General features: G+C 71.1%; 19 protein-coding genes and 1 tRNA gene. 15 read left to right on the top strand and 5 right to left on the bottom strand.

The annotated features are described in order from the left end of the window. Window positions 1-56 precede the first annotated feature (56 nt). The 11 genes from J2Z33_RS11440 (at window position 57) to J2Z33_RS11390 (ending at window position 10,628) form a co-directional block, all read left to right on the top strand. On the top strand, window positions 57-623 hold the full coding sequence (locus tag J2Z33_RS11440) for a hypothetical protein (RefSeq protein ID WP_209840983.1): 567 nt from the start codon (window positions 57-59) through the stop codon (window positions 621-623). Next, complete coding sequence (locus tag J2Z33_RS11435; protein ID WP_209840980.1) at window positions 620-1,210, top strand: hypothetical protein; 591 nt, start codon at window positions 620-622, stop codon at window positions 1,208-1,210. The genes J2Z33_RS11440 and J2Z33_RS11435 overlap by 4 nt, the downstream gene beginning before the upstream one ends. Next, on the top strand, window positions 1,210-1,665 hold the full coding sequence (locus tag J2Z33_RS11430; protein ID WP_245218791.1) for a DUF6950 family protein: 456 nt from the start codon (window positions 1,210-1,212) through the stop codon (window positions 1,663-1,665). Before J2Z33_RS11435 ends, J2Z33_RS11430 begins: the two co-directional genes overlap by 1 nt. Further along, a complete protein-coding gene (locus tag J2Z33_RS11425) occupies window positions 1,665-4,913 on the top strand; it encodes a phage tail protein (RefSeq protein WP_209840978.1) in 3,249 nt (1,082 codons plus the stop codon). Before J2Z33_RS11430 ends, J2Z33_RS11425 begins: the two co-directional genes overlap by 1 nt. After that, entirely contained in the window at window positions 4,910-5,560 is a 651-nt protein-coding gene (locus J2Z33_RS11420) for a hypothetical protein (protein ID WP_209840976.1), read from the top strand. Before J2Z33_RS11425 ends, J2Z33_RS11420 begins: the two co-directional genes overlap by 4 nt. 148 nt (window positions 5,561-5,708) lie before the next feature. Next, window positions 5,709-5,978, top strand: a complete 270-nt coding sequence (locus J2Z33_RS11415) for a hypothetical protein (protein WP_209840974.1) — start codon at window positions 5,709-5,711, stop codon at window positions 5,976-5,978. A 28-nt stretch (window positions 5,979-6,006) separates the two neighbouring features. After that, complete coding sequence (locus tag J2Z33_RS11410; RefSeq protein WP_209840972.1) at window positions 6,007-6,738, top strand: N-acetylmuramidase family protein; 732 nt, start codon at window positions 6,007-6,009, stop codon at window positions 6,736-6,738. A gap of 107 nt (window positions 6,739-6,845) precedes the next feature. Beyond that, window positions 6,846-7,067 (top strand): hypothetical protein, encoded by a 222-nt coding sequence (locus tag J2Z33_RS11405; RefSeq protein WP_209840970.1) that lies wholly within the window; start codon window positions 6,846-6,848, stop codon window positions 7,065-7,067. A gap of 161 nt (window positions 7,068-7,228) precedes the next feature. Further along, window positions 7,229-7,486 carry a spike base protein, RCAP_Rcc01079 family gene (locus J2Z33_RS11400; protein WP_209840967.1) on the top strand — a complete coding sequence of 86 codons (258 nt, stop codon included), beginning with the start codon at window positions 7,229-7,231 and terminating at the stop codon, window positions 7,484-7,486. A gap of 165 nt (window positions 7,487-7,651) precedes the next feature. After that, complete coding sequence (locus J2Z33_RS11395; protein ID WP_209840965.1) at window positions 7,652-9,487, top strand: SGNH/GDSL hydrolase family protein; 1,836 nt, start codon at window positions 7,652-7,654, stop codon at window positions 9,485-9,487. A gap of 523 nt (window positions 9,488-10,010) precedes the next feature. Further along, window positions 10,011-10,628, top strand: coding sequence for a DUF3800 domain-containing protein (locus tag J2Z33_RS11390; protein ID WP_209840962.1), 618 nt, complete (start codon window positions 10,011-10,013; stop codon window positions 10,626-10,628). 238 nt (window positions 10,629-10,866) lie between these two features. Here the strand turns inward: J2Z33_RS11390 and J2Z33_RS11385 are convergent, their stop codons facing one another. The 4 genes from J2Z33_RS11385 to gpJ form a co-directional block, all read right to left on the bottom strand. After that, entirely contained in the window at window positions 10,867-11,028 is a 162-nt protein-coding gene (locus J2Z33_RS11385) for a hypothetical protein (RefSeq protein ID WP_209840959.1), read from the bottom strand. After that, entirely contained in the window at window positions 11,025-11,432 is a 408-nt protein-coding gene (locus J2Z33_RS11380) for a type II toxin-antitoxin system HicB family antitoxin (protein ID WP_209840957.1), read from the bottom strand. Before J2Z33_RS11380 ends, J2Z33_RS11385 begins: the two co-directional genes overlap by 4 nt. Before the next feature lie 32 nt (window positions 11,433-11,464). After that, window positions 11,465-11,653: a type II toxin-antitoxin system HicA family toxin gene (locus J2Z33_RS11375; protein WP_209840955.1), complete on the bottom strand. Its 189-nt coding sequence runs from the start codon at window positions 11,651-11,653 to the stop codon at window positions 11,465-11,467. 333 nt (window positions 11,654-11,986) lie between these two features. After that, window positions 11,987-12,661, bottom strand: coding sequence for a TipJ family phage tail tip protein (gene gpJ, locus J2Z33_RS11370; protein WP_209840952.1), 675 nt, complete (start codon window positions 12,659-12,661; stop codon window positions 11,987-11,989). Between the two features lie 303 nt (window positions 12,662-12,964). Between gpJ and J2Z33_RS11365 the strand changes: the two genes are divergently transcribed. After that, a complete protein-coding gene (locus J2Z33_RS11365; protein ID WP_209840949.1) occupies window positions 12,965-13,189 on the top strand; it encodes a hypothetical protein in 225 nt (74 codons plus the stop codon). A 165-nt stretch (window positions 13,190-13,354) separates the two neighbouring features. Here the strand turns inward: J2Z33_RS11365 and J2Z33_RS11360 are convergent. After that, window positions 13,355-13,441 (bottom strand) — tRNA-Leu (locus J2Z33_RS11360). Window positions 13,442-13,562: 121 nt separating this feature from the next. On the opposite strand from J2Z33_RS11360, the gene J2Z33_RS11355 reads away from it, so the two are divergent. The 3 genes from J2Z33_RS11355 to J2Z33_RS11345 all read left to right on the top strand — a co-directional run bounded on the left by J2Z33_RS11355 (window position 13,563) and on the right by J2Z33_RS11345 (window position 16,964). Then, window positions 13,563-14,537, top strand: a complete 975-nt coding sequence (locus tag J2Z33_RS11355) for a complex I NDUFA9 subunit family protein (protein WP_209840946.1) — start codon at window positions 13,563-13,565, stop codon at window positions 14,535-14,537. 27 nt (window positions 14,538-14,564) lie between these two features. Continuing rightward, the gene (locus J2Z33_RS11350; RefSeq protein ID WP_209840943.1) at window positions 14,565-15,371 is read left to right on the top strand and encodes an undecaprenyl-diphosphate phosphatase; all 807 of its coding nucleotides are present in this window, start codon (window positions 14,565-14,567) and stop codon (window positions 15,369-15,371) included. Between the two features lie 156 nt (window positions 15,372-15,527). Next, window positions 15,528-16,964 (top strand): NAD(P)-dependent oxidoreductase, encoded by a 1,437-nt coding sequence (locus J2Z33_RS11345; protein ID WP_209840939.1) that lies wholly within the window; start codon window positions 15,528-15,530, stop codon window positions 16,962-16,964. Window positions 16,965-16,995 lie beyond the last annotated feature (31 nt).

The raw sequence follows: 16,995 nt of genomic DNA, 5'->3' as shown, positions 1-16,995 counted from the left end.
CCATGAGCTTCCCTGTGGGCCTTGCGGATTTCTTCCGCGACGTAGCGATCGACTCCATGACGTTCGAGCTTCCCGACGCCGTGGAGCTGCTGACCCTCGGCTCGGGCGAGGTGCTCACGGCCGAGCACGGCAGCCGGCTCTGGCGCGGTTCGGTGACGCTCGCCACGCGGCGACACGCCGTGCTGGAGGACATCATGGCACGACTTCGGGTGCTGCAGCGTCCCGGGGCGTCCTTCCTGGTCTCGCCCCGTCATCACGAGCGCGTGGGAGCCGGGGCCGCTACGCTCAATACCATCCGCAACGGGCGCGAGCTGCGCCTGTCGGGGCTCGCTGCCGGGGTCTCCGTACCCCGTGGGGCCTATCTCAGCTTCACGTATGGCTCATCCCCCACCCGCTACGCCCTCCACCAGCTCGCCGAGGCGATGGTCGCCGACAGCGCCGGCCTGACCGGCTGGGGCGAGGTCGTGCCACCCCTCAAGGCCGGGACGACGACGGGGACCGCGGTGCAGCTTGCCGCGCCCGTGCTCAAGGCGGTCCTGGTGCCGAAGTCGGTGCGGGCTGGCCAACTGCGCTCCGTCCTGGGCGAGGGCGCCACCTTTGACTGGATCCAGACCCTGCGATGACCTGGCCTGCCGCCGTTCTCACCCACTTCGCCGCCCGGCTGCCCTACGCCGTCCACTGGCTCCTCTGGGCCACCGTCAAGCCCTTCGGGGGCGGAGCGGCCGTGTCGGTCGGGCTCTGGACCGGGGACGATCACGAGACGATCGTCGTGGAGGGCCAGGCGCGTCTCTACCACGGCGCGCAAGGCGGGCTGCAGGTTCCGCCGATCGCCTACCGGGTGGGCACGGAGGTCGCCTCGCTCGACCTCGGCCTCTCGCTCTCACCCGAGGGCGTGACGCTGGTCCGGGGGTACAACACCCGGCTGGCCCCCGTGCAGCTGCACGCGGCCGTCTTCGACGCCGACACGGGCGGGCTCCTGGGGCTGCGGCGGATGTTCAAGGGCCTGGTCGACGGGGTGCGCATCGCCACGCCCGAGCAGGAGGGCCAGGCCGCGCTCACGCTCACACTCGTGTCGGCCGCGCGGCGCGGGACCATGACGGTGGCGGGGCGCAAGAGCGACCAAAGCCAGCGCGCTCGCCTCTCCACCGACCGCTTCCGCCAGTACGCCGACGTGGGCTCGGTGGCGGCCGACACCTGGGGGACCGACTGATGCCCGACACCATGACCCGGCCCGCGAGCTCCCCCGAGGCCGCCGCGCCGCTCCTGCGCCGCCCCGACTGGCAGGCGCGGCTGGTGGCCGTCCTCGCCGCCGCGCGCGGCCGGCCCTTCGCCTGGGGGACGTGGGACTGCGCGCTGTTCACGGCCGCCTGCGTGGAGGCCATGACCGGCGAGGACCTGAGCGCGCCCTTCCGGGGCCGCTACCGGACGCGGGCCGGCGGCCTGCGGGTGGCGCGGGCGGCGGGGCTCGCGGACCACGTGGCCGTCTTCGCGGCGCGCCTGCCCGAGGTGGCCCCCGGCCTCGCGCGCCCGGGCGACGTGGTGGTGATGGCCGAGGACGCGCTGGGGATCGCGCAAGGGCGCATGGCCTACGTGCTGGCCGAGGCGGGCTGGGGGCTCCTCCCCCTCGACGGCGCGACCCGCGCCTTCCGCGTGGGGGGGCTCTGATGCCGCAGGCCGCCGGAGCCTTTGTCGTCGCCTCGCTGGGCCTGACGGGCGCCAGCGCCGTTGTCGTGGGCGGGCTCGTGCAGGTGGGGGTGGGGCTCGCGGCCTCCTCGCTCGCACGCGCGCTCACCCCCCAGTCGCGCGCCGGCTCGGCGGGCGGCATCGCGACCGACGTGACCATGGAAGGGGGCACGCTCCCCCAGACCCTGATCCTGGGGCGCACCGCCACGGCGGGGGTGCTGGTCGCGCCCCCCTACGCCCTGGGCCGGGCGGGCGACATCAAGCGCGCCTTCCGCTGGTCGGTGATCGACATCAGCGACCACCCGATCGAGCGGGTGCGCGCGGTGTGGGTCGACGGCCAGCGCTTCTGGGCCTCGGACTTCTCGGGCGACATCCACACCGGGCACCGCTCGGCCGCGCTGCCCTCCTGGAGCACCAACCCCGAATCGCTCCGCCTGCGCGTCCACGACGGGCGGCAGGCGGCGGCCGATCCCCTGCTCCTCGACCGCTTCGGGAGCCACGCCGAGCGGCCCTGGCAGGCCTCCATGGTGGGGCGCGGCGTGGCCTACGGGGTCTGGATGCACCGCTACGACCCCGACCTTCATCGCGGCGAACCGCAGGTGCTCTACGACCTGGAGGGCGCGCGGGTCTGGGACCGCCGGCTCGACGGCTCGGAGGGCGGCGCGGGCCCGCAGCGGCTCGCCGACCCCGCCACCTGGGCCTACAGCAACAACCCCGTCACCCTGGTGGCCGCCATCCTGCGGGGGCTGCCCCTCGCCGACGGCACGAGCTGGGGCCTGGGCGTGGAGGTGGCGGACCTGCCGCAAGGTCCCTGGGTGGCCGCGGCCGACCATTGCGACGAGCTGGTGGACGGGGCCGCGCGCTACCGCGCCGGGATCGAGGCGCGCCTCGCCACCGCCGAGACCGGGGGCGACGAGCCCTTCGCGATCATCGACGAGCTCCTCAAGGCCTGCGCCGGGGCCATCGCCGACTGCGGCGGCACCTGGGTCGTGCGCTCGGGCCCGCCGGGGCTGCCGGTGGCCTATCTCACCGACGACGACATCGTGGTCAGCCGGCCCCAGGACTACGAGCCGCACCGGGGCGTGGCGGACGTCTACAACGCCGTGCGCGCCACCCACCCCGCGCCCGCCCAGGGCTGGGCCTCGACCGAGGCGCCCCTGCGCGTGGACGCGGACGCCGAGGCCGAGGACGGCGAGCGGCTGGTGGCCGACCTCGCGCTGCCGGCCGTCTACGACGGCGGCCAGGTCCAGCGCCTCCAGCGGCTCTACCTGCGCGATGCGCGGCGGATGCGGCGGCACACGATCACCCTGCCGCCCGAGTACTCGCATCTGCTGCCCCTCGACGTGATCGCCTGGACGAGCCAGCGCAACGGCTACGAGGCCAAGCTCTTCGAGGTCGCGGAAGTGGCGATGGAGCCCGCGACGCTGGCCGTGACGCTGGCCCTGCGCGAGGTGGACCCGGCCGACTACGACTGGGACGCGGGCGAGCTGCTGCCCGCCGTCGCGCCCTCGGCCACGCGGGTGGTGCCCGAGCTGGAGCCCCTGCCGGGCTTCGTGGCCGAGCCGCTCATCCTGACGGACGCGGCGGGGACGGCCCGGCGGGCGGCGATCCGGATCGGCTGGTCCACGGCGCTGACCGGGGTGCGGGCGGTCACCTGGGAGATCCGCGTCCAGGCCACGGGCGCGCCCGCGCCCGGCGGCACCACCGCCAACGTCGCGGCCGGCGAGGCCATCGCCTCGGACGGGCTGGTGGCGGGCGGGACCTACGAGGTGCGCGCGCGCGGCGACGCCACCGCCTGGACGGGGTGGGCGACGGTCACGCTCGACCAGGTCAAGCTGACCTCGGCCGACATCGACATGGCGCTGGCGCTGGCGGGCGCGCTGGACGAGACCGCCTTCGCGGCCGGCATCTCGGTGCCCCGCATCGTCACGGCGCTGCCCACGGAGGGCCTCTTCGAGGGCCGGCTCGCCGTGTTCGGGGGCCAGATCCACCGCTACACCGGCGGGGCCTGGACGGCGCAGGTGGCGGCCGATCAGGTCGTGGGCAAGCTGACGGCGATCCAGATCGGAGCGGCCGCCATCGGGGCCGACCAGCTCGCCGCCCGCGCCATCCGGGCCAAGCACCTGCTGCTGGCGGACACCGAGACGCTGTTCCCCGAGTGGTCGGACTTCAGCGGGCTGGGGACCAACGACTCGCGGTTCAACCGCGACTGGATGGACGTGATGCCGGACGGCAACCCGGACGCCGGGACGTCCTGCCTGCGCTTCGTGCGCGCGACGGGCAACAACGCGACCCATAGCCAAGCGGAGTCCAACGCCGCCGACCGGCGGTCGGTGCAGGGCGGCAAGTGGTATTGGCTCGAGGTGCGCTGGCGCACGGTCGGCGGGGCCATGGCCTCGGGCGCCTACGCCCGGGTGGTGTGGTATGCCCAGCTGAACGGCCCGGCGATCGGCACGGGCGGCTGGGAGAACGTGGGGCTCCCGAACGGCGACTTCGTGACGCAGGTCGCGAAGGTCCAGGCGCCCGCGAGCGCCCGATGGGCGGCGCTGCAGGTGGTGATCCTGGGCGCCCAGCCCTACCAGCGCACCATCCTGATGGAGCGCTTCGCGATGCGGCGCGCCAACGAGGCGGAGATGATCGTGGACGGCGCCGTCCGCGCCAACCACGTCGACACCGACACCTTCGCGGCGGAGGGGCTCGCCATCTTCAAGGGCGCGCTCCAGTCGGACAACTACTCCGCCTCGGCGGGCTGGCGCATCGCCAAGAGCGGAGCCGCGACCTTCAACAAGCTCATCGTGCGGGGCAGCTTCTCCGGCTGGGGCGCGGTGTCGGACGAATGGAGCGACGAGCGCAACGACGAGTTCACCGAAGGGTCGGCGACCTCGTGGTCGCAATGCGGGGACCTGTTCCAGCTCGCGGGCGGCACCAATGTCGAGCGCGGGCAGATCTTCCTCTTGGGCTGGACATGGCGCCAGCGGGCGGGCGCCACCAGCGGCGCCTGGACGGAGGTGTTGGGCCAGTACCGGCAGGTGGACCAGACCGAGTGGATCAACGCCCTCGTCCAGCGCATCGAGAACGACGTGGTCTACCGGGGTGGCATGGCCACGGCCGTCGTCGCCGCCTCCACCACCAACTCCCTGCAGATGCGCCTGCTGCGGCGCGGCGGCGGCAACGGCGGCGCCGTCGTGGTCCGCAACCCCCGCTTCAACATCGCGAGGACCACCGTATGAGCCTGATCCGCTGGGCCATCCTCGATCCCACCGGCGCCCCCGTGCGCCTGGGCACCCTGCCGGCCTCGGCCTCGGCCGCCGACCTCCCCGACGCCGACGTGGTCTGGGTCCCTGAGGCGATGAGCCGCGAGGAGGTCTGGGCCAGCCGCTGCGTGAACGGCGTCTGGGTCCCCCGCGCCGACCTGCCCCCACCCGAGCCCGAGCCCACGGCCGCCGCCGTCGCGGCGCGGGCGCTGGAGGCGGGCCGGCGCGAGGCGCGCGCCCAGGTGCTGGAGGCGGCCGCCCACGTCCAGCGGCTCTACCTCACCGACCTGCCCGGCCAGACGCTGGTCTACGAGCACAAGCGCCTGCAGGCCCTGGCCTACCTCGCCGCCTCCGCCGACGCGCCCGCCCCGGAGGACGCGGAGGTCTACCCGCTCCTGGCGAGCGAGCTGCGCGCCGGCCGGGCCGGGAGCTACTGGCAGGCCGCCCAGGTGATCGCGTACCGCGCGGGCGTCTGGACGGGGCTGGCGGCCGCCCTCGACGCCGCGCGCTACCGGGCCGACGACGCCCTCGCCGCGGCCCAGGACGAGGCGGCGATCGCGGCGGCGCTCGCCGCCTACGCGGCCGCCCTCGACGCCCTCACCGCCACCTACCCGCCGGGCTGAGCCACATGGCTCGACCCCGGCCACCTCGCCGACAGCGTCGAGCCCGACGAGGGCCAGGACGCCGCCTGGCGGGACTGACGACGCCGACATCCTCCCCCGCCGACCCCGGAGCAACCGGGGCGGTCTCCTCTCGCCACAGGACAGTGACATGGCTGCCGTCGACATGAGCCTCAACGTGGGCAACCTCATCCCCCTCGGCATCGCCCTGGTCGGTGTCGTGTGGCGTCTGAGCCATCTGGCCTCCGCCCAGGAGCGGACGGCCGAGAAGGTGACCGAGCTCCAGACCCACCGCGACCGGCACGACCATCGCATCCGGGGCGTCGAGCAGGGCAACATCGCCATCGTCACCGAGCTCCGGGGCCTCACGGACATGGTCCGCGAGGTCCGCGACGCCGTGCGCCCGCGCGCCGGCTCCTAGACCGACCCTTTCCCGCAAGGACATCGCCATGACCATCACCGCCTTCGCCGGCGCGGCCCGCCGGCTGGACGACATCGACATCCCCCGGATCGGCCACCGGCTCGACCTGGAGGAGGACCTCATCCACGCCGTGCTCGACGTGGAGGCCCCCGGGAGCGGCTTCGACGCGCAGGGCCGGCCGAGGATGCTCTTCGAGCCGCACATCTTCTGGCGGCTGCTCGGCCCCGGGGCGGCCCGGGACGAGGCCGTGCGGCAGGGGCTGGCCTATCCCAAGTGGGGGACCAGGCCCTATCCCAAGGACAGCTACCCGCGCCTCCTCGCGGCGCAGCGGATCAGCAGCTCGGCCGCGCTCCGCTCGGCGTCCTGGGGGCGCGGGCAGATCCTCGGCGACAACGCCATCAGCGCCGGCTTCGCCAGCGTCGAGGACATGGTCGCGGCGATGATGGAGGACGAGGAGCACCACGTGGAGGCGATGGTCGGCTTCATCGCGGCCAAGGGGATCGACGACGAGCTGCGGGCCCGCGATTGGGCCGGGTTCGCCCGCGTCTACAACGGCGCGGGCTACCGGGCCAACGCCTACCACACCAGGCTCGCCAAGGCCTACGCCTGGTGGCAGACCAAGCCCGACACGCCCTGGACGCCCGATCTCGACACGCCCGAGCAGGTGCTCGATCGGGTGATCGCCCTCCTGGAGCAGGCCCCGCCGCCGCCCGCCGAGACCGTGGTCGCGCGCATCCGCGACCTGGTCGGGGCGGAGTGAGCCGCCCTCGCCGGAAATGGGTGTCACGGTTTCCGAAACCGCGGCGGTTTGGTTTCCGCGTCGTGGCCCCCCTCGTCTAACTACCGTCCAACATCAGGATCATCACCATGACCGACCTCCTCGTCGGCCCGCTCGCGCTGGCCGTCCGCTACCTCCTGCTGCTCCTCGCCGGCTGGCTCGCCCGGGCGGGGCTCGCGGCGCTGGACCCCGTCTCGGGCGTCGTCACCATCCGCGTGGACGACGCCGCCCAGGTGATCATCGCCGCCCTCGTGCTGGCGCTCGCGCTGCTCTGGCGCCGGATCGCCAAGCGGCTCGGCGGCGCGACCTGATGCTCCGCCGAGCCTGCGTCATTCTCGTGGCGCATCTCCTCGCCGACGCGGCGCTGGTCGCGGCCTGGTGCTGGGCCATGCGCCTCATCTGAGATCCCCGTGATCCTGTCGGCCTCACACGCGGCGGCCGACGCCTCACCCCCTGAACAAGGAGCCATCCCATGGCGGACAATTTCAAGGCCCACCAGCGCGGATTGGGCAGCCCCGGCGACCGGCACCGGCCGATCATGCCCTCCGACAGCCTGCCCATCAGCCCCCGGCCCCGGGCGCTCTGGTGCCAGATGGCGGGCGATGTCGTGATCGAGGACATCGATGGCGTCCAGCTGACCTACGCGGTCCAGGCGGGCCAGGTCCTACCCTTCCGTGCCGTCAAGGTGCTGGCGACCGGGACCACCGCCACCGTCTACGGGTGGGACTGATCCATGCTGTCGCTCGGCCTCGGCCTGACCACCCTGCCGCTCTGGCGGGGAGGGGCCTCTACGGCAGTCTGGCTCCTGCTGCCAAGCGGCGTCTTGGCGGCCCTGCCGCCTATCCCATCCTCCGTCAGCCTTGCCGCCGACGGCACCGTCACAGGAATCCCGCCCATGTCCCGCACCAACGTCTACAAGATCGCCCGCGACACTGGGGGCAACCGCACGGGGGAGACCCTGGCGGGGCGCCTCACGCTCTCGACGGGCGACAGCGCCTTCGTGGCAGGGCGCGCGGCGGGGTTCCTCGCGACCGGCGACGAGATCGAGTTGCGCCTGGAGGGCGCAGCCTCCGCCGCCCGCGTGGTGCCCTCCTCGGCCGCCGCGCCCGCGCAGCTTGCGGCCGGGGATTGGGACCTCGTGGACGTGCCCTCGCCCGGCGGCAACACGCTGGGGATCACGATCCTCGCGTGGCCCGACGACGGCGGCTCGGGGCTGCTCTCGCTCCGCTGGCGGATCGGGGCCGGGGCCGTGCAGACGGCCGCGTTTCCGAGCCCGCTCCCGGCCTTGCCGTGGACCTACCCGATCCCCGTGCTGGCGGGCGAGGCCGCGTCCGTGCAGGTGGGGGTCGGCAACGCCGTGGGCGACGCGCCCCTGTCGTCCGCCAAGACGCGGACGCCCACGGCCACAGCCGACACCCGGCTGGACTTCCCGCGCATCGGCCTGATCGGGCCGAGCACCATGGCTCACACCACCTATGGGGCGGTCGGCAGCGGCACCACGCCGTATCGGCAGGGCGACAGCGCCGTAGGCCCCCTAACCTGGGCACTGATGAGCGAGCGCATCGCGGAGATCCGGGTCCGGTCGGAGGCCACCGGCGACTACGTGAGCGGCGACAACCAGGCCGTCGCGGGGGCCATCCGCGCCGACTACGCCGCGCAGATCACCGCCCTTGCCGCCGAGATGGCGGCCGAGCCGAATTGGCTCGCGTGGTATGAGGTCGGGCGCAACGACATCGGCTCCACCACCTCGCTGGCGTCCGACCTCATCGCCTGGACCATCGAGGACGTGGGCAAGCTCCTCGCCGCCGGGGCCAAGGCGGTGCTGGTCAGCAAGATGTGGAATCGGTCGGCATGGACCTCCACCTCCAACAACCGCGCCGTGATCCGCGACTACAACGCTTGGCTGGAGGCCTGGGCGGCCCAGAACGAGGCGACCGTCGGGGTCGTGCGGAACTACGACTGCCTGACGGACCCCGCCTCCTCTATCGCGGACCCTTATGGTTGGGTCACGCGCTCGGACCAGACGCACTACACCACCAAGGGGGCCATGGTGGCGGGGCGGGAGGCGGTCCTGCCCGCGCTCCGCAAGTTCTGCAAGCCGCGTCCCTATCCGGCGCGCACACCCGACAGCCTGATCGGCGCGATGTCGGGGACGGGCGGCACCAAGACCCGGCTTACCGGCGTCGTTGCCGATGGCTGGAACGCGCAACTGTCCGGAGCTTCCTCCACAACCATCGCCGCGCAGGAGGTGATCGACGGCGAGACGTTCCAGGTGTTCACCATCTCGGCGGCGAGCCTGGTGCCGGCCAACGGCAACATGCTCGCCTTCAACCTCGTCAGCGGGTTCCCGTTGGCCGAGGGGCGCAAAGTGAGCGGGCGGGCGCGCGTCATCGTCGGAAGCACGGCAATCCCCTATGCCCTGTGGGGCAGCGTCGGCAACACCAACCAGTTCGGGGATATGTCGCAGGGCCGCGCCTACATGCTCGCCTCCCAGACCGACTCCAGCAACCCCACGACCCTGATCGCGCCGGGGCCAAGTTGGGCATCCGTGCTCAAGCATGACGGCACCATGCCTCACGACCTTTGGCTGGAGTCCAGCGCCCATGTCCTGGGCGCAGCCGGGGGCAGCAGCGTCGGTTTCGTCCTGGGGCTCCTGTTCGGGACGGCGGCGCAGGACAGCGACACGCTGACGATCAAGATCGGCCAGATCCAGACGTTCGATGTGCCGTGATCGGTGGGGCTATCGGGTCGGGCTGGGGTGGGGCGTAGGTCTGCCCCAGCGCCGCGATCAGGAGGATGGCGAGGACGAGGATGACCACTGTGACCCACTGGGCTCGCAACTCGGCCCAGGATGGGGCCTCCGTGTGCTCATCCTCCCAGTCCACCATGCGCACGTCCCTTGCATGACGCTCTAGCGCCCCTGCTAGCCGCCCTGACCTTAAGACTTCGTTAACAGGCTCGGCATCGTCAGCCCCGCCATCGCCCCCGAGGCCCCCATGACCATCCAGACCACCCCCGACCTCCTCGCCGCGCTCCAGGCCGCCACGGGCGGGGAGACGCCCCGCCCTCGGCTACGGCCGAGCTGCGCGTCACCCGGAGCGGGGAGACGCAGGTGGCGTGGCGGGAGACCTTCGTGGTGCAGCAGTCGGTGGTGGCGGCAGGCTAGCTACGTCTCGTCGCACAGGCAGGAATGCGCACCATGTCAAATGTTTAATGAAGTGGCGTAGGCGAGATCGTTGGTCTAACCCCGACGGATGCTGGTTTTCATCGACGAGTCGGGTGATCCCGGGTTCAAGATCGAGAAGGGGAGCTCCCCCATCTTCGTCATGTCCATGGTCATCTTCGATCAGAGCGCAGATGCGGCCGAGGCTCAGGCCACTGTTTCGGCGCTCCGGAGCAGGTTGCGTGTGCAGCCTGAGTTCAAGTTCAACAAGCTGGACAACGTTCGCCGCGATGCGTTCTTCGAGGCGGTCGCGCCGCTCGCCTTTCGCACGCGCTCCATTGTGGTTCAGAAGGACCTCATCTACTCGACCGCGCTTCAGACAGCGACCGAGACGTTTTACAAGTTCTTCATCCGGAAAATGATGGAACGCGACGGCGGAGCTCTGATCGGCGCCAAGGTGGTCATCGATGGCTCCGGTGATCGGCAGTTCAAGCGTTCCTTCCGGAGTTACCTCCGCAAGCACCTGGACGTGGACTCGGTTCGCGAGATCGATCTCAAGGACTCTTTGAAGGATCCTCTTCTGCAACTCGCTGATATGTGCGTGGGCGCGATTGCGAGGTCTTACAGGACCGACCGCGCTGACAGCAATCGCTGGATGTCGCAACTCAAGCGACACCGCAAAATCGAGAATGTCTGGAAGTTCCGCTAGAGGAGCGGTGCGCCTCGGTCCCTATTCAGCCGTTCGACTGACACGCACACCATACGGTGACAGTTCGGGAACCGAAGGCGACTTGCAGGGGGATAAGTAGAGGGGCGGGGCCATTAAGTCAACAAGCTTCGTCTGTCAAGTGATGAGCAACTCTAGCGAGTATGTTAACGTCTGACGGAGCGATGACGCGACAGTGTAGCCCTAGGCCGAGCGGCGGGCCCTGGGGGCTGGGTCGGCATCACCAGCCCAAGAGCAGTCTTACATCGTGTACTCGGGCCGGGATCTGCGCGAGGCAGCAGATCCAGACCAGCGCGGCGAAGATCAGGATCGCCCGCTCAGACCCTGTAGTGCGCGTGAGTTCGCGCGCCACGGCGCGCCAGGACGAAACGCCTCGCCTCATGCCGCTTGCACCTCAATCTGGCGGCCGAGCGCGTCGAACGCCGCCTCATACTGATCCAGGCGGGTGGCGTGGTTCGGGTCGAAGAGCCGGTCCACCTGCGGGCGATGCCAACCCAGCCGGCGGGCCAGCTCGGCGCGGTTCACCTCTTCTGCGGCCATGGCCCACATGAGCTGCACCTTGAGGGACGTTTGCAGCGACACGCGGACCGAATGACCGCCGATCGGTCCAGGGGCGGGGATGGGACCGAACTGGACGAGGCGACCCGCCAAGGCCTCCTCGATAGCCCCGTGAGCCATGCGCAGCGCATCAGCCTCATCCAGCCCGAAGGACGTGACCTCGGGCAGATCAGGGCAGGTGACGAGCAGGGTGTCTTCGTCGGGCGTGAGGTCGATGGGGTAGCGCATGGACGCCTCCAGGGGTTGGGGGAGCCCCGGCATCATTCGATGCCGAGGTCCTTGAGTATCTTCTTGACGAGGCCGGTGCTCAGTTCCTTGCGGGAGCCGTGCTTGGGGAGTTGAGAGGTCCGCTCTCCCCTCCGGACCGTCTGGTGGCCGCTGCCGCCCTTGTGGGCGTGGAAGGTGCAACCGTGTTTCTTGAGGAGCCTCTCCAGTTCGCTGCTGTTCATGTATGTAGGCTACTCAACACAACTGTTTAGGTCAACAGAAGTGTTTATTTTGGTCACGAGAAACTACGTCACCGGGCCCACCCGGCCGTGAGCGGCTCGGTCAGGGCCGCAGCGGCACGGCTGCGTCAAGCAGGGAGGTCGAGAAAATCGCTATCGATCGCGGGGCCGGGCGCCCGACTGAGGGTCGTTAGACGGCGACCCGGACCATCGGCATTGCAGGCAATGGCGCGGATCGGTCCTCCGCTACCAAGACATTTCAAGATAGAGAGGGGCTTGCGTATGTTCGGCCCTGATCCTCCTCTTGGAATCATCTCCTGAGGCTGCACTGAGACCTCATGACTGGCTGTGGCGCGGGACTGCCTTCTGGACAGGAACCTTGGCCACTTGAAACCTTGGCCAGTTGATCCCTGGGCGGCCGGGGCGCGTCGTCCGGGGCGCGTCGTCCGGGGCCAGCGGATACTCGGGCCGGATCGACTGCAGCGCCGCCCAGCTCGTGCGGCGGCTCACCTGCGTGCTCTCGGTCTCGGGCGTCAGCATGGTCAGGCGCAGCTCCCAGCGGCCGCGCTCGGGCAGCGTCCAGGCATGGCTCCGGTAGAAGGCCTCGCGCGTCTCGGCGGTCACCCGGAGCACGCGCACCTCCGCCCAAGGAGCCCCGCCGCCCGCCGGGCGCTGCTCGATGCGGATCTCCACCGTCTCGGGCTGGGGCTCGCCGTCCTCGTCGAAGCGGATCAGGCCGCCGGGCCAGGCCAGGATCAGGGCCACGCGCCGGGCGTCGGCGGCGGTGGTGCGGGTGACGGGCGAGGCCAGGGCCTCGCCCTCGACCACCTCGCCCGCGTCGTCGCGCGGCAAGGGGCGGGCGAGCTCCACGCCCACCTGCTCCTCGATCACCTGCCGGGGGTAGAGGGTCACGGGAAGATCGGTGGACAGGCCCTCGCGGACCTCCACGTCCACCTCGTCGAACGCCCCGAACGCCGTCTCGCCCACCGTCGCGGCGATGCTGGAGAGCAACCTCGCCGGACTCCAGGCCGACAGCCCGGAGGCGCGGCTCGCGATCTCCGATCTCGACGACCAGGTGGATGCGCTGCTGGGCGGCGTGAAGCTCCATCTCGCCCGCCTCAACGCCCGCTCTCTCGGCGAGGCCGAGCGGCGCCGAGAAGGAGTCCGCCCGGCAGGTCCGCTTTCCCGAAGTTGGCGAGCGCGAGATCGCGAATTCCATCGAAAGACCGCAGCCAGCCTGGAGCTCGCGCCGTCGGTGTTCCCAAGCCGCGACGTGGGCCTGGCGCGCCGCCTCGCCGAAGCCAGGATCGAGGTGTGCGGCGCTTCGAAGAGCAGTTCCAGCGCCGCCAGCTTGAGCGCCTCCAAGCCGGGCGGCCCGAGACCCTGGCATCGAGCTCGCTCCCCCTCGACATCTTGCGCGACCTCAAGCGGGTGAACGCGCACATCGCCTCGGTCGCCAGCCCGACCCTCTCCAAGGCAGGCGAGCTCGGCGAAAGCCGGGTGATCTCGATCCGCGACGCTGTCGAGGCGCGCCCGTGAAGCTGGCGACTCGCATCATCCCGCGCAACCGACAGGAGTTCCACGCCAACATGTCCTCGGGACACGCTGTAGGCACCTTACGGGGCAAATCCAGCCTGCCGAAAGGGCTTGGCTGGCGAAGACCTCAGGAGATATCCACACCCACCCCACAAAGGGGGGTGATGGTGGTGCCCAGGAGAGGACTCGAACCTCCACGTCCTTTCGGACACTGGTACCTGAAACCAGCGCGTCTACCAATTCCACCACCTGGGCACGGGGTGTGGCGAGGCTCTTACGGGGTGACTCGGGGGGTGTCAACGGGGGGTGGGGGCGCTTGCCCACAGGTTCCTGCGAGGGTAAGTGCTGCCGTGACACGGAACAGGGGAAGCGGCCCATGGCGAAGCTGGTGACGATCTTCGGGGGCTCGGGATTCCTGGGGCGCTACATCGCCCGGCGCCTGGCCAAGGACGGCTGGCGCGTCCGCGTCGCCGTCCGCCGGGTGGAGCAGGCGGGCTTCGTCCGCATGTATGGCCACACGGGGCAGGTCATGCCCTGGGCCTGCAACATCCGCGACGACGATTCGGTGCGGGCCGCCCTGCGCGGGGCCGACGCCGCCGTCACCTGCGTCGGCACCTTCGACCGCAAGGGCCGCAACTCCTTCCAGGCCATCCATGTCGAGGCGGCGGGCCGCATCGCCCGGACCTGCCTGGAGGAGGGGGTGCGCCGCCTCGTCCACGTCTCGGCGCTGGGCGCGAACCCCGAGGGGGGCAGCGACTACGCCCGCTCCAAGGCGGAAGGCGAGGCCGCCGTGCTGGCCGCCATGCCGCACGCGGTGATCCTGCGGCCCTCCATCCTCTTCGGGCCGGAGGATGCGTTCTTCAACCGCTTCGCTGGGATGCCCGGCCCGGTCCTGCCGATCCTCGGGGCGAGCACCCATTTCCAGCCCGTCTGGGTGGACGACGTGGCCGCCGCCGCCGCGATGGGCGCGAGCGGCCGGGCCGCCCCCGGCACCTACGAGCTGGGCGGTCCCGAGGTGCTCACCTTCCGCGAGCTGATGGAGAAGATGCTCCACGTCACCCGGCGGCGGAAGCTGGTGCTGGGCCTGCCGTTCTGGCTGGGCAACCTCATGGGCGGCGCCTTCGATGCCGGGCGGACGCTGTCGGGTGGGCTCGTCCCCGCGCCGGTCACGCGCGATCAGGTCGCCTCGCTGCGGACGGACAACGTCGTGTCGCCCGGCGCGCGCGGGTTCGAATCCCTCGGCATCACCCCCACCGCGCTCGACGCCGTGCTGCCCGACTACCTCTGGCGCTTCCGGCCCTCGGGCCAGTACGCCGCCCTCAAGGAATCCGCGCGCAACCTCCGCTCCTGACGCGCCCCAGCCACGGACACCCGACCCATGACCCTGCCGGAGGCCATCACGGCCGCCTTCCTCGGGCTGCTCGAAGGGGCGACGGAGTTCATTCCCGTCTCCTCCACCGGGCACCTCCTCCTCGCCGGGCACTTCCTGGGCTTCGAGAGCGCGGGCAAGACCTTCGAGGTGGTGATCCAGCTCGGCGCGGTCCTGGCCATCGCGGTCGCCTACTTCGGCAAGCTGGCCTGGGTCTTCGGCTCGGCCCCCCGCGACCCCGTGGCGCGGCGCTTCATCCTGGCGGTGCTCCTGGCCTTCCTGCCGGCGGCGGCGGCGGGGGTGGTGCTGCACGACACCATCAAGACCGTCCTGTTCGAGACGCCCGTCCTGATCGCCGTCATGCTGATCCTGGGGGGCATCGTCCTCCTCTTCGTGGACCGGATGCCGCTGCGCCCCCGCCACCACGAGGCCGACCGCCTGCCGCTGCCCACCGCCCTCGGCATCGGCCTGTTCCAGTGCCTCGCGCTGGTGCCGGGCGTGTCGCGCTCGGGCTCCACCATCGTCGGCGCGCTCCTCCTCGGCGTGGACAAGCGCGCGGCGGCCGAGTTCTCGTTCTTCCTGTCGCTCCCCACCATGGGCGGCGCGGTCGCCTACGACCTGTTCCAGAGCCGCGACATCCTGAACTTCGACGACATGGGCCTCATCGCCATCGGCTTCGCCATGGCCTTCCTGAGCGGCCTTCTTGTCGTCCGTTGGCTCCTGGGCTTCGTCAGCCGCCGAGGCTACGCCATCTTCGGCTGGTGGCGCATCGTCGTCGGCAGCGCGGCGCTGGCCCTGCTTTCTTTGGGGTTCTGATCCGATAGGTAAACCAAGCTGACCCAATCGGAGGCAAGTTCCCGCCCCGATCCCTCCGGCGCGACCGGAAATATCGACAATAGGTCAGCCTTGCTGACTTGCCTTGAGGTCCGGCCTGTTTTATCCCCGCCGCACCCAAGGTGAGGAGGCAACGTCGTGGCCGTCGAAAAGATGCTCAAGTTCGTGACGGTCGGCCGCGACATGCCGCAGAAGCGCGAGGCCGACGACCGTCGCCACGACTTCCTGGAAATCTACGGCGACTTCGCCCAGCCCAAGGCGGCCGAGCAGGCGTCGCGCTGCTCGCAATGCGGCGTGCCCTACTGCCAGTCGCATTGCCCCGTGCACCACAACATCCCCGACTGGCTCCGCCTGACCGCCGAGGGGCGGCTGCGCGAGGCCTACGAGATCGCGCAGGCCGCCAACAACTTCCCCGAGTTCACGGGCCGCATCTGCCCGCAGGACCGCCTCTGCGAGGGCAACTGCGTCATCGAGCAGTCGGGCCACGGCACCGTCACCATCGGCTCGGTCGAACGCTACATCACCGACAACGCCTGGGAGGAGGGCTGGGTGCAGCCGATCCGCCCGACCGTCGAACGCCCCGAGAGCGTCGGCATCATCGGCGCGGGCCCGGCGGGCCTGGCCTGCGCCGACACGCTGCGCCGCCTGGGCCTTCAGGTCACCGTCTATGACCGCCACGACCGCGCCGGCGGGCTCCTGACCTACGGCATCCCCGGCTTCAAGCTGGAGAAGGACGTCGTGATGCGCCGCATCGACCACCTCCGCGACGGCGGCGTGGACTTCGTGCTGAACTGCAACGTCGGCGAGGACCTGTCCTTCGACGCCATCCGGGGCCGCCACGACGCCATCCTCATCGCCACCGGCGTCTATAAATCCCGCGAGATCGAGGGCGAGGGCGCGTCCGCGCGCGGCATCGTCCGCGCCATCGACTACCTCACCGCCTCCAACCGCAAGCAGTTCGGCGACGAGGTGCGCGAGTTCGACTCGGGCGAGCTGAACGCCGAAGGCAAGCGCGTCGTCGTCATCGGCGGTGGCGACACGGCGATGGACTGCGTTCGCACCGCCATCCGCCAGGGCGCGGCGAGCGTCAAATGCCTCTACCGCCGCGACCGCGCCAACATGCCCGGCTCCCAGCGCGAGGTCGCCAACGCCGAAGAAGAGGGCGTCGAGTTCGTCTGGCTCTCCGCGCCCGAAGGCTTCGTCGGCGACGCGGTGGAGGGCGTGCAGGTCCAGCGGATGCGCCTCGGCGCCCCCGACGCCTCCGGCCGCCGGAGCCCTGAGCCCATGGGCGAGGTCGTCCTCGAAGGCGCGGACCTCGTGGTGAAGGCGCTGGGCTTCGAGCCCGAGGCGCTTCCCGCCCTCTGGAACACGCCGGGCCTCGAAGTCACCCGCTGGGGCACCGTCCGGGCCGAGTTCGGCACCGGCCGCACCTCGCTCGACGGCGTGTTCGCGGCGGGCGACATCGTGCGCGGAGCCTCGCTTGTCGTCTGGGCGATCCGCGATGGGCGAGAGGCCGCGGCCGCCATCCTGCGCTACCTGAGCCAGAGCGCCGCCACCTCCGTCGCTGCCGAGTGACGGCCCCCACGAAGGCCCCGCTTACGAAGGA

This window comes from Rubellimicrobium aerolatum, from assembly GCF_017872975.1.
GTDB classification, from domain to species: Bacteria; Pseudomonadota; Alphaproteobacteria; order Rhodobacterales; family Rhodobacteraceae; genus Rubellimicrobium; species Rubellimicrobium aerolatum.
Note: the sequence above shows the minus strand (reverse complement) of the source record. Positions and strands in the feature narration are given on the sequence as shown.

Coding starts and splice junctions, on each gene's coding strand:
- J2Z33_RS11425 (WP_209840978.1), top strand. CDS start 1,665: ATGCCGCAGGCCGCCGGAGCCTTTGTCGTCGCCTCGCTGGGCCTGACG.
- J2Z33_RS11390 (WP_209840962.1), top strand. CDS start 10,011: ATGCTGGTTTTCATCGACGAGTCGGGTGATCCCGGGTTCAAGATCGAG.
- J2Z33_RS11430 (WP_245218791.1), top strand. CDS start 1,210: ATGCCCGACACCATGACCCGGCCCGCGAGCTCCCCCGAGGCCGCCGCG.
- J2Z33_RS11380 (WP_209840957.1), bottom strand. CDS start 11,432: ATGCGCTACCCCATCGACCTCACGCCCGACGAAGACACCCTGCTCGTC.
- J2Z33_RS11400 (WP_209840967.1), top strand. CDS start 7,229: ATGGCGGACAATTTCAAGGCCCACCAGCGCGGATTGGGCAGCCCCGGC.
- J2Z33_RS11435 (WP_209840980.1), top strand. CDS start 620: ATGACCTGGCCTGCCGCCGTTCTCACCCACTTCGCCGCCCGGCTGCCC.
- J2Z33_RS11355 (WP_209840946.1), top strand. CDS start 13,563: ATGGCGAAGCTGGTGACGATCTTCGGGGGCTCGGGATTCCTGGGGCGC.
- J2Z33_RS11375 (WP_209840955.1), bottom strand. CDS start 11,653: ATGAACAGCAGCGAACTGGAGAGGCTCCTCAAGAAACACGGTTGCACC.
- J2Z33_RS11420 (WP_209840976.1), top strand. CDS start 4,910: ATGAGCCTGATCCGCTGGGCCATCCTCGATCCCACCGGCGCCCCCGTG.
- J2Z33_RS11350 (WP_209840943.1), top strand. CDS start 14,565: ATGACCCTGCCGGAGGCCATCACGGCCGCCTTCCTCGGGCTGCTCGAA.
- J2Z33_RS11410 (WP_209840972.1), top strand. CDS start 6,007: ATGACCATCACCGCCTTCGCCGGCGCGGCCCGCCGGCTGGACGACATC.
- J2Z33_RS11395 (WP_209840965.1), top strand. CDS start 7,652: ATGTCCCGCACCAACGTCTACAAGATCGCCCGCGACACTGGGGGCAAC.
- J2Z33_RS11405 (WP_209840970.1), top strand. CDS start 6,846: ATGACCGACCTCCTCGTCGGCCCGCTCGCGCTGGCCGTCCGCTACCTC.
- J2Z33_RS11385 (WP_209840959.1), bottom strand. CDS start 11,028: ATGAGGCGAGGCGTTTCGTCCTGGCGCGCCGTGGCGCGCGAACTCACG.
- J2Z33_RS11440 (WP_209840983.1), top strand. CDS start 57: ATGACGTTCGAGCTTCCCGACGCCGTGGAGCTGCTGACCCTCGGCTCG.
- J2Z33_RS11415 (WP_209840974.1), top strand. CDS start 5,709: ATGGCTGCCGTCGACATGAGCCTCAACGTGGGCAACCTCATCCCCCTC.